The sequence below is a fragment of the Kitasatospora sp. NPDC089913 genome, assembly GCF_044748625.1.
GTDB lineage: Bacteria > Actinomycetota > Actinomycetes > Streptomycetales > Streptomycetaceae > Kitasatospora.
This window is the reverse complement of record NZ_JBIVGI010000013.1, coordinates 175,258-188,241: the sequence shown is the minus strand read 5'-3', so window position 1 is coordinate 188,241 and position 12,984 is coordinate 175,258. Positions and strand designations below refer to the sequence as shown.

Sequence of the window (12,984 nt, the reverse complement as noted above, 5' to 3'; positions counted from 1 at the left end):
CACTTACACACTCTCCCCCCCCCCCCGCCCTTCCCTTGGGGCCCCCCCGCCCCCGCCCCCCGGGGGGCGCCCGCGGCCCCCCGCCGGGGGGGGGGGGGCCCGGCGGACGACAGAGGGCGGACGGCGCCCCGCTCGAGGCGGCCCGCCGCGATCCAGTCACCCCGCCGCAGGATCACCGACCCCGTGGCGGGAGAAGCGGCAGGAGGCCGGCCGCCGCCCCGGGAGTCCGGCCGGCCCGGCGGTCCGTCACGCCCGCCACCCCGCAAGGCGCCTCGGCCCCGTGGAACCGCCGGGGCGCGGGCCGGTGGACCCCACCCCGGAAGCGGAGGCCGCACACCGAGGTGCCGCCTCCGGTGCGGCGGGCGCGGCGGGCGCAGGGCCGGGGTCCGTATCGGATTGCGCCGGCCTGCCCGGCCCGCCTCCACCGGTCCCTTCCGGCGCGGGTGAGGGGCGGGGGCGGTTGCCCAGGGTATTCGGGTCCCCCTCGGTCAGGCGGTGTCCGCCGGGCAGGCGGTAGTGCCGCCGGACCGCTGCGCGTAGTCCGGCTCCCCGGCCGCGGACAGGGCCGTGTTGCGCCATTCGCGCGGGGAGACGCCGTAGACGGACTTGAACGAACGGCTGAAGTGCGGGGCGTTGACGAAGCCCCAGTCGTGGGCCACGGCCGCGATGGCCCTGCCCACCTTCCGTGGGTCACCGAGGGCGCGGTGGCATTGCTCCAGGCGGCGCCGGTGGATCCAGCGGCTGACGGTGAGTCCCTCGTGCTCGAAGATCTTGTGCAGATAGCGCAGGGACACGTGGTGATGGCGGGCGATCGTCTCCGGGGTGAGGTTCCGGTCGGCGAGATGTTCGTTGATGTACGCCTGGACCCGCAGCAGCAGCATCCGCGAGGCGTCCGGCGCGTCCCGCAGGTCCTGGCCCAGTTGTTCCTCCGCCAGCGTCCGGATCAGGCTCACCGCATGGTCGGCGACCGAGGCTCCCGTGTGCGGCTGGTAGGTGTCCGCCGTGTCGACGAGCCCGGACAGGAACGACCCCACCAGCCTGCCGAGGGGCGAGTCGCCGCCCAGCGGCACCGCGGTGATCCGCTGGAGGCCGGACTCCCCCAGTCCCAGCGCCTGGCGGGGCATCACCAGGGACTGGGTGCGGAACCTCTCGGGCACGATCAACCGGATCGGGCGTGCCATGTCGTACATGAAGAGCTGCCCCGCGGCCATGGAGCTCTCCCGGGAGTTCTGCTCGACGTGCACCGTGCCCCGGTTGAGGAGCTTGACGACGACGAACTCCTCGTTGTCGCTGCCCGCGATGAGACGCCGGCTCCGTTCCGCCCGGTGGGCGTCCCCCTCCACGGTCACGGCCTGGAGCGGGCCCAGTGGCGACGCGTGGATCGACCCGTGGTCGACCTCGGCGGGCACCTTCGTGTCCACGGATCCGAAGGTCGACGAGAGAGCCTCCCGCCAGTACGCGCGCCTGCGCGACGCCGGCAGCCCCGCGGTCGTGTAGCGCACGGCCGCTCCGGAGCGGATCTCCGACTTCTCCAAAACGATCCTCACCGCTCTGACCTGCGTATTGATCCACATCATGCCACCGCAGCCGGACTCCCGGAAGCGCGTTCCCAGCGGCTCGAGCGACGACGGGGCGAGCGAACGACCCTCAACCGTGACCGACGGGGAGCGAGGTGAAGACGTTGCATGCCCGAACGAGGAGGACCGGCAGGCGTGCTTCGCATGCCGACCGCCGGCCGCTCGCGCTTCAGGACGGGCGGGCGTGCAGCCGAGACGACGGTGGTGCGTCCGGGCGGACGAGGAGCACGCGAGGAGCAAGCATCGGCGCGGCGCCCGACTGCGCTGCTGCCGAGCGACCCGGCCGGTGCTCGACGGGCACGGACACCGGCTGCCGTGCTCGGATCGCCGGGGCCCGGACGGACGGCCGGGGTACCGCCATGGGCGCCCGCCCGCTCCGCGTACCGCCGGGGGCCACGCTCACGAACGGGCACGCGAACGTGGTGCGGTGACCGGCGCACGACCGGCGCCGCCCTCCTCGGGCCGGCGGTGACCGGCCGGGCCCGGGTACCTCCCACCACCAGCCCGACGAACGCCCCGAACCTCCGCCCGTGCCCGACCGCCGCGCGCGGTCGACCGCAACGGTCCGGGCTCCTCGACGCACGGCAACCGGACCGCGGCCTCCTGGGCCGGCACGCCCGGCCCGCGCCGACGCGCTCACCGCGCACGGCCAGGACCACACACCCCTGTTCCTCGTCCCGGGACGAGGAACAGCGGCATCGAGCCACCGGCCCTGCCCCGGCACGGCCCCGCACCGGACACCGACCGCTGCAGCAGGCTCACGTCATCGTCCCGGCCCCACGCGGAGCCACCCCGGCCTCCGCCCCTCACAACCCACCGCGCCGCCGTCCCGCTTCCCCGCCTACCTCCAGGTCGCCGCCCGCACGACCGCCGAGCGCACGGACACCTGGCAGGACGGCCGGACCCTGGAGACGGACCGCCAGATGTACCGCCTCGCCGCCGCGATCGGCACCCGGATCCTCTACCACAGCCACCTCGACGACGGATCGGAGGCCGTCATCGACGACGCCGGACTCACCGTCGTGCGAGGCATCGGGAAACGGGTCACCGCGCCGTTCGGCCTGGCGGAACGGCTGCCGACCCGCGCCAACCGGCGCTACCGCACGGCGGTGGTGAGCCTGCACCTTATTCAGCACCCGTCCGCCGACGTCATCGCCAGTTACTGCCGTCAGACACCAGCAGCCCCGGCCAGATTTCATCTGGCCGGGGCTGCTGGATTTCAAATTCAGGCCATTAGCTCAAGGATCAGATCCACGCTCGAGTCAATTTCCTGGTCTGCCGTGAGATGGACGTGCGCCCCTGAACTCGCACCCTCCTGCGCGAGAGTGAGCAGATGACGTGCCAAGGAAACAAGGCCTGCGCGATTTGCCCTGAGTACGACCTCGGCCGAAGTTGCAGAGAGGGAAATTTCAAAGTCATCTTCCCACTCAAATCGAAGCCCCCCGCCAGGCCGAATCTCGGGAACATTTAGCACGTGCTCCATTTTCACTCCCAAATACTGCTTGGACTCAAAGGAAGTGACCACCCGAGGCCATCGCCCCAGGCAGCCACCTCGGCGCACTACCGGATTCAACCCAGATAAACGTGTCGATTCTCAATGACCATCATTTTTCCAGGCTTCTTAGGATTTGGGGCCAATCGCTCGCATTTCATGTGCGGACCGCCGCCATGCTGCCCAGTAATGTCCGTCTCTCCCATTCTAGCAACGCGCGTTCCGTCTGCGGAAACGAAACGATCTGCTGGTGACGCTGGCGGGTGCGGCGATCAGGGGACGTGCCCGGCCAGGTCGGCGCGATGGCGGCCGACGATGCGCTCGACGGCCTCGGCGAGGTTGTGCAGCAGGTGCCAGGCGTCGGCGACCTGTTGGGCCTGCGGTGCCCCCGTCCGGGCACCGTCACGGAAGGATCAGGCTCGGTCTCGGCAGACCGTCCGCATTTCGGGGTGGTCGCGCAGCCTGGTGGCGAAGGCGTTCGCGGTGCTATCGGCGAGGACGTCGACGGGACGGTGGGTGTCCATGTCCACCAGGACCGTCGCACAGGTGCGACCGCGCCGGACGGGGTACTCGTCCACCCCCAGACGAGGGACGAGGCCCGACGACGGAACGGGAAGCGCACGAATGAGCCGGAGCAAGGTGTCCCGGCACGTGGTCATGGCCAGACGCCCGGAGATCCGGCCTCCGGCCGGCCGCCCGGGAACAGCGCGACGTCGGTCGGTGAGCTGGGTGACGAGCGCGGTCGTGCGACGTGCGTGCCGGAACGTCAGAGCCTCGATCTGCCCGGCGAACGTCCGCCGTCCGCACCGGTCGTTCCCGCACACGAAACGAAGCGCCCGCAGGACCAGCCGTACCCGCCGACCCTCCACCGGACGGTCGGCACAACGCCGCCGGTAGTAGCAGTACAGCCGCGACGATCGCCGCCCGCACCCCGGACGGGCGGCGGACACCGCCACCGACCGGACGGCGAAACGTACCTCGCCATCCGCAAGAACCAGCTCCTCGACCTCTGCCGCGGCTCCCCGGTGGACAACTGTGCCACGTAGGCGAAGCTTCTTGAAGGGCCGGTGCGCGCGTGCGCCGCGGTGCGGTGGCGGGTCGAGCCGGGTGGGAGCTGCGTCACCGTGCCGCGACCTGTTCGCCGTTGCCGCCGTGGCCCGCCGGACTCCGGTGGATGTGCCGGGACAGCCAGGCGACGCCTCACCCGCGACGCCGTCGCCCAGCGCCTGGCCATCCACGTCCGAGCCGCTGCCGAAGCCTGCCCAACCCTGCTCCACAAGCGCGTCCACCCGCACGTCCTACGCTTGTCCTTGCCCTGCACGCCGCCTTTGAGGAGTTCCCATGTTCGAAAACATCCGGGGCCTTTCTCCGGAGCATGCCGCACGACTTACCCACCTGGTCGAGCAGTGCGAGCCGTTGCTCGACCGGGACGAGGGCATGGAGCGTGCCCAGCGGCTGCTGCGAGACCTCGGGGTCGAAGTCATGGACTCGATCATCGTTACCCGGGGACTCCTGGGAGCCGGCCCCGGCGACCTGGGAGAAGCGAAGCGGATCGTGCTGTCGAGCGCCGCGCGGACCACCGAGCTGTCGTCGCATCAGCAACTCACGGACGTGGTCGAGCAAGCGAGGGACGTGGCCGACGGCCTCCAGAACCTGGCGCGGACCCAGGAGGCCACCACCAGAATCATCGCCATCGACGGCACTGGGGGATCAGGCAAGACGACACTGGCTGCCGCAGTGGCCCTGAACCTCGATGGCGCCGTCATCGTCCACGTCGACGACTTCTACCGTCCGATGCCCGACCACGAGCGGGAGCAACTCGACGCGGAGCAGGGCTACCACCGCTACTTCGACTGGGAACGCCTCCGGGACCAAGTCCTGATCCCGCTACGGGACGGCCAGGCCGCCCGTTACCAGATCTACGACTGGACCACCGGACAACTCGGAGCCTGGCGCGAGATCGCCTCTGGAACCGTGGTGATCGTCGAAGGGGTCTACTCCACCCGCCCGGAGCTGGCCCGTTACTACCACTTCACCGCCTACGTCGACACCCCGCGAGACGTCTGCCTTCAGCGCGTGCGGGCAAGGGGCGAGAATCCCGAAGCGTGGATCGAACGTTGGCGCGCCGCCGAGGACTACTACCTGCACACCGCATGGCCACAGTCCCGAGCCAAGCTCCTTGTCAGGGGCTGCTGACAGCCCGGCCGAGGCGCTGCTCAGGCCATCGGCGCGCTGCTCGGGGACGCGTCGTACCGGCGCGTGGCCACGGCGCGTCCGGAGACTCCTCCACGGGCATCTCGACGTCCGTCCTCCCCCTCCGTCCCCTGCTGCACGGGGCTGTCGCGTGCCGGTCGCCGTCACCGGCGGTTGGTGGGGGTCCGGCTTCGCCAGTGGGGTGGCGGGGAGGGCGCCAGTTCGTTCCGGGGTTGCGGGGACGGGTTCAGGTGCGTCACGACCGCGCCGCCTGACCCGGGCGCTGTTCACCGGCCGATGTGCGGGGCGCAGATGTCGTCCCGGCGCTCCTGCAGCCTCACGCGCGCCCGCACGAGCCCGTCCACGTACCGAGGGTCGCCCATGCCGGAATCCCGGCCCGGCACTTCGACCTCCGCCTGTCGTCCACGACGATGTCGCCGGAGCCCGTCGGCCTCTCAGGACCGGTTCGTCTTCGCCTCCCGATCACTCGAAGCAGTGTGGTCCGTCGGCGGCGGACCGTCGGCGTATGCGGTTTCGGCGGTGGCGTCGTAGCGTTCGCGCACCGCCGGCTCCTGTTCCGCCGCGGGATCGGGACGTTCGCCCTCTGCTCGGCTCCGGGCAGCGCAGTCCCCGTAGGACCGGTCCCCTGCGGCAGCGTCCTGGTCGGTATGGGACTTCGCCGATGTGTCCGGCGCCTGGCGGCGCGCACTCTTTCGTCCGGAGACTCGCACGCAGGGAACCGAGGCCATCGGCAGGCAGCACATCGGCCGCGTACGGGCCATGGCCTCCCTCGCCGACGGCGGACTCCACGACGTCCTCTCCGTTGACCCAGAACCGCACCTGGGCAGCGAACCGGCGTCCAGGCGGCAGCACCCTGATCTCAAGCTGATCCAATATCAGACCACTCTACGGGCAGCGCCGGCCTCGACTTGCACCGCCTCTTGCCAACGAAGCCCCACTCCAACCTCGCTGACACGCTCAGGCGTGCGGCCGTAGTACAGAGAGATCAAGATCTACAGCTGGAGTACTAGGCTCTCGTCATGAGCAGACCGGTGTTGGTGATTGAGTTGGCGGAGCCCGTCCCACCCATATCCATCCAGCGGCTCCGGGAACTCCTTGTCCGGTGCTCATCTCACTTTGAAGAGAAACGGGTCGGCGAGTACGACCTGAACATTCACGCGGAGAGCCTCGGCATCGCCGACACCGGGGGCATCGACGGACGTCGGCCCGTAATGGTCTCCCTCATGGGCCCCGGTATCGGTGGCGAGTCCATCTTCGAGGCCGAGCACGCTGACGAGATCGACCAGGAACCCCTCATCGGCTTCACCCCGACCCACGCCGTCGACGTCATAGCGTTCTGCAACAGGCCCGTAGACCACGTCGTGACGGCCCTGCTGACAGCTGCTGTCATGGACGTGATCGGCGGCGTCGCCAATGCCGAACTCCTTGAGGAGCAAGTCCCCATCATCACGGGCCTTCCAGGCATCGTCGCGACGCCGACGGAACCCTGGCCCGCCGCTTACGGCTCAGCCGAATTCCTCGGAGCATGGGCTCGGCAGCCCGACTTCCGGCTCCTGAAGTAGCCGCGGGGCAGCTAGCTTTTAGGCCGGAAGCACACGCTTACGAAAGAGGGTTCTTCTGGCCAGCTGACCACAGTCACCCTTAGGGTGGCGGGGACGAGAGAAGAGCACGATGGATCCCCGGATACCCCGCCTGCGTCGCAAGCTGGCCGCGATCCCGTTCCAACCACTTCGAAGCCACTCCTTCGGGGAAGAGAAGCACAAGTTCTGCCTCGATCCGAAGCTGGCGGAAGCGCGTGTCGCTGCGTTCGAGGCCGAGCAGGACATTGCCCTGCCCGACGCCTATCGACAGTTCCTCACGCATGTCGGCGGCTCGGGCGCGGCACCCTTCTACGGCCTCGTGCCGCTGGAGCAGTGTTCCCTGCGGGTCATGAATCCCCGCGGAGAACCAGGGAAACCCCGCCGGTTCGACGGCAGAGACCCCAGGGCCCACGGACGCGACCTCTTCCTCCACATCATCGAGATGGGCTGCACTGACATATGCGTCGTCGCGGTGACCGGCCCCCTCACTGGCCGCGTCCTCATTGGCAACGGCGACGGCTACTGGGGCCCCAACGTCTCCTCCGCCACTGACTTCCTCAGCTGGTACGAACGCTGGCTCAACCACATGAGCGCCGGACTCGACAACCGGGCCCTGCAACTCACCTCACCGAAGCTTCACGCTCATCCAAACCGTCATCGTCTGGCACCCAGGATCTGACTCTCCGTAATAACCTCACCACGGAGGCACGATAGTCGCAGGCAGATCACCTCGGGGTCCTGATAGCTGCCCTTCGCTGTTCGAGATGATGTGGCTGTGGATCTTCGTTACTTCAATCAGACCGGCTGGATCGCGATCTTCAACGGCACCGAGACCGAGATCGGTCGCATGGTGCGCGTGGAGGGCTGGGACCACGCCACCGGGGCGGCACTGGTGGTCGACCGGAAAAGAGGAGCCCTTCGTCCGGTGACGGACTATGAGGACTTCTCCCACCTGGAACAGGCCGAGCAGGTCGTTGCCGCGGTGCCCGGCGGAGGATGGCGGGCTCACTGGACGGACCAGGGTCCCGGCGGAACCCCGCTGACCGAGCAGGTCCTAGCCTGGCTGATCACGTCGAACGGGCGGGCAACGGCTATCACGGTCGATGCGTACGGCCATGTCGAGGACGCCGCCAGCGCAGACACCTTCATCCCGCCGGGCGAAGAGCTTGGGCTGCAGACGGGATCGTAACGGGGACATATTCACCCGCCCGGCCATCCCGCAACCGAGCACCGATGTCGTCCTCCTCCGGAGAGTCTGAACGCCTCGGCCGCCTATGCCTCGAACGGGTCTTCCAGCAGTGGGATACAGGGCGACAGCAGCTGTTCCGGGTGCTCTGTCACCCGCCCGCGGACCATCCTGATGACGAGGACCTCGTTCTCCCGAGCGGGGTCCTCATCATCGCGCACATGCAGCAGGCCATACGAACCCGGCGCCCGCTCACCGATCTCCGTGAAGAACTCCACGATCTCCAGGTCACGGTGATTGGGGAAGCCGCCGAGGTGGACGAACACCTGCCCGTTCATCCATTGCAGATCAAGCAGATACGGGCTGTCGATCTCCAGGATGCGCCGCTCGATGCCCTCGACGATCTCTCGCAGACGGCCGTCGTCATGGTCGTCTTCGTCAGCGCCGGCGCTCTCCTGAACGTTGATCCAGCCGTGGTATTCGAACATGGCCGCAGCCTACTGACGCCTTCCCCAACGGCCGAGCCGAGTGCGGGCGCCCAACCCCGCCCGCATCCCCGGCTATGCCAGGGCGGCGACGGCCTCGTCCTCGCCCGCCCCGGCTCCCTCGGAGACCACGGGGGCGACGGCGCCGGCCGCGTCCGGCAGCCACATCTCGGCGGACCGCGCCCGCACCGCCGACCCCCGGCCCGTCACCGACACCCGCGCCCGTCGGCCGGTCAGCTGACCGTGACCGTCCCCGAGCCCGGACCACCGGCCGGCGGTGACCTGCAGGCGCAGCTGGGCGCCGGGCCAGGGGCCGGGGGTGATGAGGACGGTGCCGGTGCGGCGCAGGTGTGCGGCGAGGCGGTCGAGGGTGCGCGGGGGTATCCCGGTCGGGGCGGCGGCGAGGACGACGGGGCAGGCGGCAGCGAGTGCGGTGATCACCTCGACGGCGTACTGGCCGGGGTGGTCGGCGACCAGGAGGCGGCGGAGGTCGATGCCGTAGCCGGCGGCAGCGGCCAGGCCCAGGTCGGGCAGGCCGACGGCCGCGCTCCAGGCGTGGGGATCGGCGGTGGCGGGGCCGGCGGCGAGCCCGAGGAGCAGGCTCGTGTCGGTGGCCTCGGTGATGGTGCCCTTGGCGAGGCCGCCGTGCGGGACCAGGCGGGCGAGCGGGGCGAGGACCGGCAGAACTGTGGCCTCGGCCTCGCGGGCCCGGGTCGCGGGGGGCGTCGCTTCGAGCAGGTCGGCGAGGCGCTCGCGTCGGTCGGCACCGCTCCGGTCCACGGCGGCCGGCGTCGTCATGTGCAGTCCTCGCCGCTCGCCGCGCCGGAGGTGGGGAGCGCGTCGTCCGCGGCCCCGTTCGGCGCGCCGGGGTTCTCGGCCGCGGGGAGGGGCCGGAGGGCGGTGGGGTCGGCGATCACCCAGGCTGCGGCCTTGTCCTCGCCCCAGCGGGCGTGCGCGATCCACGGCAGGTCCGGGCCCGGCCGGCGGCGGGCCGTCACCAGTGCCGAGCGCCACTCGCCTGCCGCGCGCAGCCATGTCAGGCGCCAGCACCGGTCGCCGCCGTCCGGATCCGGGATGCCCGCCAGCTCGCCCGGGACGACGACGGCGTCCTGCCACCGGCCGAAGTGCGGCGCGGCGGCCGGCGGGGGTCCGGAGGGTTCGGGCAGCGGACGGATCCGCTCCGGGTCGAACAGGAACCACCCCCAGCCCGGATCGGCTCCCGTACTGTCTGCGGCCCAGCGCACGTGCACCACCCACACCGTGGCGCCGGGCGGGCGGCGCCAGACCGTGAGCAGTCCGGCCCGCCACTCGCCGCCGAGCCGTACCTCCACCAGCCGCCACCTGCGCACGTCCCGCGACGCCCCGGGCAGGGTCATCAGCTCGCGCGGCGCCCGCTCGGCATCACCCGGCGTCGGGGCAGGGTGCGCGGGGCGGGAGAACGGGACAGCGGCAGCCATGGGAACAATTGTTCGATAATTGCTGGGGCTGATCAACCGTCACCGACGACACCGGCCGCCGGCCCCGGTACGGGAGGGCCTGGCGCAACCCGACGTGCCCGGCCGCGCCGCGCAGGGCGCGGTGCCCCGCTGCCCTACAGTCCGAGGCGATGACCGCTCCCGACTTCGACCGGATCGCCGCCGAGCTCTACACGCTCGACCCGGCGGACTTCACCGCCGCCCGAAACCGGCACGCCGACCGGCTGAGGACCACCGACCGGCAGCTCGCCAAGCGGATCCGCGCGCTGCACCGCCCCACCCGGGCCGCGTGGGCCGCGAACCTCCTCGCCCACCGCCACCCGGACGTGGTCGGCGAGCTGCTGGACCTGGGCGCCGCGCTGCGCGACGCCCAGGAGCACCTCGCCGGGGAACGGCTGCGCGAGCTCGTCGAACGGCGCCGCCCACTGGTGAGGGCCCTGACCTCGCGGGCGGTGAAGGACGCGGCCGCCGCCGGGCACCCGCTCGCGGCGGGCACTGTCGCCGACCTGGACGCCACATTCAGTGCCGCGCTCGCCGATCCCGACGCCGCCCGGGCCCTCGCCGCAGGCCGGCTGACCGCCACCCTGCAGCCCGTGGCCTGGCCCGGTACGGCCGGCGCCGCGCCGAAAGGCGACCACCCGGCTCAGGCACCCTCCGGACCCGCCGGCACACACGCCACCGCGTCGTCGACGGCACGCACGCCGCGCTCGACGCCGCGGCACCGCTCGTCGAACGCGGCGGCGGCCTCGGCCCGGGCGAAGGCCGCGACCGAGCAGCATCGGCGTGACGTCGAGCGGGCGCAGGCGGCACTGGAGGCGGCACGACAGGAACGAGCCGCGGCGCTCGCCCGGGCCGAGGCCGCCGAGCAGGCACTCGGCGAGGCCCGAGCCGAGCAGCGGGAGGCGCAGGCCCGAGCCGGACGCGCCCGGGCCGCGCTCGACGAGGCGCACCGGAGCGCGGCCCAGGCACGCGAGGACGTCAGCCGTACCGAGGAAGACGTCCGGGCCGCCAGGCGGAGGGCACGCAGCGCCGGCACAGAGGCGGAGCGCACCGTCGAGGCCCTGCGGCGCGCGACCGATCGGGTGCGGGAACTGGCGGGTGGCGGCGACCGGCCTCAGGACCGGTAGCGGCCTGCCGGGCCCCTCGGCGGTGCGGTCAGCGGGCGAGGGTGACGGTGATGACGGGGTTGTCGCATCGGGCCGCAATGCGCTGGATCGCGGCGTGTTCGGCCGGGTCGGTGCTCAGCTGCCAGCGGGTCTTCACGGTGACCCAGTCGGAGATGTAGCGGCAGGTCGCGGCGGCGGCCGGGGCATCCACTGGGCGGGGTCGCGGGCCGCCTTGGACTGGTTGGCGCTGTCGTGGACCGCGAGGATGGAACGCACGTCGTCGAGGTCGTTGGCATAGGCCTGCCGCTCGGCCGCGCTCCAGGCCGCCGCTCCGACTGGCGGGGAGCGTCGTTCCGAACATGTCATATTCCTCGTGCCGAAGTATCAGCGGTTGCCGCCTTACCCGCCTACGGGTCGAGCCCTTCGAGCCAGACGGTCGCGTTCAGGGACTGCTGCAGCTCTGGTTCGAAGGCGCCGGCCTCCAGCAGGGCGGCCGGCGTCACCAGCGCCCGTCTGGTGGTGGGGGTGCCGGTGGGGTCGGCGATGGCCTGGAACTCCACCGCCGCCAGCTCTCCCGCCGGGCCACCGCCGTGGGCGGTGAGGGCGGTGCGGAAGACGAGGTCGTGGTACAGGACATAGGAGGGGACGACGTTGAGCCGGCCGTGGCCGGAGTTGGCGCGGTCGGAGGCGACGACGCCGGTCAGGTACCGGTCGCAGAACACCGCCGCCCCTGACAGGCCGGCCCACGGCGAGGTGCCGTTGTCCGGCCATCCGGCACCGGTGGTGCGCAGGTCCATGACGTACTGGTTGCCGACGAAGCCGCTGCCCGGGTTCACCTCACCCTGCAGCTGGGCGGCCTCGACCGGTCGGCCCTTGCGCTGGGCCTCGTCCGGTACACCCCACGTCTCGCACGCGGTGCCGGGGCGCTTCGTGTCGGGGCGCCCCCACAGGACGGGTTCGCCCGGCGGCCGCCAGTGCGGCGAGTCGTCGACCAGCACGAGCGCAGCGTCGTCGCGCGCGTTCGGTGTGCCAGCCCAGACGACGGTCCCGCCCGCATCGCCGCCAAGGCCCGGATGGAACACCTTCACGCGGATTCCGGCCGGGCCGGTGACGTGTGCGGAGGTCAGCACGAGACGGCCCCCGACCGCATACCCCGACCCCGGCCTGTCCTTCGAACCGGGCTCCTGGCCCCTCGGTCCGGTCACCCCGGCCACGCGCAGCTGTTCCACTCCCCGCCCCCTCCGGACGCCCCGCCGCCCCTGCCCGGGTCCGGCCGTACATGCCGGACCCGCCCGCCTGTCCGTCAGTCCGGGATACGCTCCGACACGTCACCGGGCCCCTCGGGGCGCTCCTGTACGGAGTGGACGAGCAGGTCGGTGCCGTCGGCGCGCTTGGGGGTCAGAGTGAAGGACACCCGGTGGGTGCGGCTCCGGGAGACGCCCGCCTCGGCCTCGGCGCCGACCGCCCACAGCTTGAACTTGGCCTTCGCCTTCGCGTCGGCGCGCAGCTCGACCTCGAACTCCATCTCCACCGGCCCCACCGCGAACACCACCCCCGGGTCGTCCCCCGCCAGTGCTGCGGCTTCGAGCAGTTCGTCGCGCACCGCCGCGACCGCGTCCGCCAGCGGAACATCCATCGGACCCAGCCCCTCAGAGAACACCTGACCTTCGGTCAGGTCGATGCGGACACCGTAGAACCCGTACGACGACCTCCGCAGGGGAAAGCCCAACTGGGCCGGGGCACACCCGTCGACTCTGGCCGTACGGGCGGGCCCGGGCGAGCAGTTCCCGCTACGCGCAGGTGTCGAGCATCGCGTTCAGCGTGGTCTTCTCGGGCCCGGTGACGGACAAGGCCGTAGACGTGCTCGGT

The 12,984-nt window shown here is 71.4% G+C and carries 14 protein-coding genes; 6 read left to right on the top strand and 8 right to left on the bottom strand.

What is annotated here, in order from left to right:
• Positions 1 to 488 precede the first annotated feature (488 nt).
• On the bottom strand, positions 489 to 1,574 hold the full coding sequence (locus ACIPYS_RS21385; protein ID WP_400748269.1) for a helix-turn-helix domain-containing protein: 1,086 nt from the start codon (positions 1,572 to 1,574) through the stop codon (positions 489 to 491).
• A 926-nt stretch (positions 1,575 to 2,500) separates the two neighbouring features.
• On the opposite strand from ACIPYS_RS21385, the gene ACIPYS_RS21380 reads away from it, so the two are divergent.
• The gene (locus ACIPYS_RS21380; RefSeq protein ID WP_400748128.1) at positions 2,501 to 2,914 is read left to right on the top strand and encodes a hypothetical protein; all 414 of its coding nucleotides are present in this window, start codon (positions 2,501 to 2,503) and stop codon (positions 2,912 to 2,914) included.
• A 568-nt stretch (positions 2,915 to 3,482) separates the two neighbouring features.
• Here the strand turns inward: ACIPYS_RS21380 and ACIPYS_RS21375 are convergent.
• Positions 3,483 to 4,358: a hypothetical protein gene (locus ACIPYS_RS21375; protein WP_400748125.1), complete on the bottom strand. Its 876-nt coding sequence runs from the start codon at positions 4,356 to 4,358 to the stop codon at positions 3,483 to 3,485.
• 52 nt (positions 4,359 to 4,410) lie between these two features.
• Here ACIPYS_RS21375 and ACIPYS_RS21370 point away from each other — a divergent pair, with 52 nt between their 5' ends.
• The 4 genes from ACIPYS_RS21370 to ACIPYS_RS21355 all read left to right on the top strand — a co-directional run bounded on the left by ACIPYS_RS21370 (position 4,411) and on the right by ACIPYS_RS21355 (position 8,052).
• Positions 4,411 to 5,265: a uridine kinase gene (locus ACIPYS_RS21370; RefSeq protein ID WP_400748123.1), complete on the top strand. Its 855-nt coding sequence runs from the start codon at positions 4,411 to 4,413 to the stop codon at positions 5,263 to 5,265.
• A gap of 1,037 nt (positions 5,266 to 6,302) precedes the next feature.
• The gene (locus tag ACIPYS_RS21365) at positions 6,303 to 6,845 is read left to right on the top strand and encodes a DUF6368 family protein (protein WP_400748120.1); all 543 of its coding nucleotides are present in this window, start codon (positions 6,303 to 6,305) and stop codon (positions 6,843 to 6,845) included.
• 109 nt (positions 6,846 to 6,954) lie between these two features.
• A complete protein-coding gene (locus ACIPYS_RS21360) occupies positions 6,955 to 7,542 on the top strand; it encodes an SMI1/KNR4 family protein (protein WP_400748117.1) in 588 nt (195 codons plus the stop codon).
• 96 nt (positions 7,543 to 7,638) lie between these two features.
• Positions 7,639 to 8,052 carry a hypothetical protein gene (locus tag ACIPYS_RS21355; protein ID WP_400748114.1) on the top strand — a complete coding sequence of 138 codons (414 nt, stop codon included), beginning with the start codon at positions 7,639 to 7,641 and terminating at the stop codon, positions 8,050 to 8,052.
• A gap of 83 nt (positions 8,053 to 8,135) precedes the next feature.
• On the opposite strand, the gene ACIPYS_RS21350 is transcribed toward ACIPYS_RS21355, so the two are convergent.
• The 3 genes from ACIPYS_RS21350 to ACIPYS_RS21340 form a co-directional block, all read right to left on the bottom strand.
• Positions 8,136 to 8,537, bottom strand: a complete 402-nt coding sequence (locus tag ACIPYS_RS21350) for an Imm7 family immunity protein (RefSeq protein ID WP_400748111.1) — start codon at positions 8,535 to 8,537, stop codon at positions 8,136 to 8,138.
• 72 nt (positions 8,538 to 8,609) lie between these two features.
• Complete coding sequence (locus ACIPYS_RS21345) at positions 8,610 to 9,332, bottom strand: hypothetical protein (RefSeq protein ID WP_400748108.1); 723 nt, start codon at positions 9,330 to 9,332, stop codon at positions 8,610 to 8,612.
• Positions 9,329 to 9,991 carry a hypothetical protein gene (locus tag ACIPYS_RS21340; protein WP_400748106.1) on the bottom strand — a complete coding sequence of 221 codons (663 nt, stop codon included), beginning with the start codon at positions 9,989 to 9,991 and terminating at the stop codon, positions 9,329 to 9,331. Before ACIPYS_RS21340 ends, ACIPYS_RS21345 begins: the two co-directional genes overlap by 4 nt.
• Before the next feature lie 149 nt (positions 9,992 to 10,140).
• Here ACIPYS_RS21340 and ACIPYS_RS21335 point away from each other — a divergent pair, with 149 nt between their 5' ends.
• The gene (locus tag ACIPYS_RS21335; RefSeq protein WP_400748103.1) at positions 10,141 to 11,136 is read left to right on the top strand and encodes a hypothetical protein; all 996 of its coding nucleotides are present in this window, start codon (positions 10,141 to 10,143) and stop codon (positions 11,134 to 11,136) included.
• Between the two features lie 28 nt (positions 11,137 to 11,164).
• On the opposite strand, the gene ACIPYS_RS21330 is transcribed toward ACIPYS_RS21335, so the two are convergent.
• The 3 genes from ACIPYS_RS21330 to ACIPYS_RS21320 form a co-directional block, all read right to left on the bottom strand.
• Positions 11,165 to 11,326, bottom strand: coding sequence for a hypothetical protein (locus ACIPYS_RS21330; RefSeq protein ID WP_400748100.1), 162 nt, complete (start codon positions 11,324 to 11,326; stop codon positions 11,165 to 11,167).
• A 196-nt stretch (positions 11,327 to 11,522) separates the two neighbouring features.
• Entirely contained in the window at positions 11,523 to 12,113 is a 591-nt protein-coding gene (locus ACIPYS_RS21325; RefSeq protein WP_400748097.1) for a hypothetical protein, read from the bottom strand.
• A 305-nt stretch (positions 12,114 to 12,418) separates the two neighbouring features.
• On the bottom strand, positions 12,419 to 12,751 hold the full coding sequence (locus ACIPYS_RS21320; protein ID WP_400748094.1) for a trypco2 family protein: 333 nt from the start codon (positions 12,749 to 12,751) through the stop codon (positions 12,419 to 12,421).
• Between the last annotated feature and the right edge of the window lie 233 nt (positions 12,752 to 12,984).

Coding starts and splice junctions, on each gene's coding strand:
- ACIPYS_RS21385 (WP_400748269.1), bottom strand. CDS start 1,574: ATGTGGATCAATACGCAGGTCAGAGCGGTGAGGATCGTTTTGGAGAAG.
- ACIPYS_RS21380 (WP_400748128.1), top strand. CDS start 2,501: ATGTACCGCCTCGCCGCCGCGATCGGCACCCGGATCCTCTACCACAGC.
- ACIPYS_RS21370 (WP_400748123.1), top strand. CDS start 4,411: ATGTTCGAAAACATCCGGGGCCTTTCTCCGGAGCATGCCGCACGACTT.
- ACIPYS_RS21365 (WP_400748120.1), top strand. CDS start 6,303: ATGAGCAGACCGGTGTTGGTGATTGAGTTGGCGGAGCCCGTCCCACCC.
- ACIPYS_RS21360 (WP_400748117.1), top strand. CDS start 6,955: ATGGATCCCCGGATACCCCGCCTGCGTCGCAAGCTGGCCGCGATCCCG.
- ACIPYS_RS21350 (WP_400748111.1), bottom strand. CDS start 8,537: ATGTTCGAATACCACGGCTGGATCAACGTTCAGGAGAGCGCCGGCGCT.
- ACIPYS_RS21345 (WP_400748108.1), bottom strand. CDS start 9,332: ATGACGACGCCGGCCGCCGTGGACCGGAGCGGTGCCGACCGACGCGAG.
- ACIPYS_RS21340 (WP_400748106.1), bottom strand. CDS start 9,991: ATGGCTGCCGCTGTCCCGTTCTCCCGCCCCGCGCACCCTGCCCCGACG.
- ACIPYS_RS21335 (WP_400748103.1), top strand. CDS start 10,141: ATGACCGCTCCCGACTTCGACCGGATCGCCGCCGAGCTCTACACGCTC.
- ACIPYS_RS21320 (WP_400748094.1), bottom strand. CDS start 12,751: ATGGATGTTCCGCTGGCGGACGCGGTCGCGGCGGTGCGCGACGAACTG.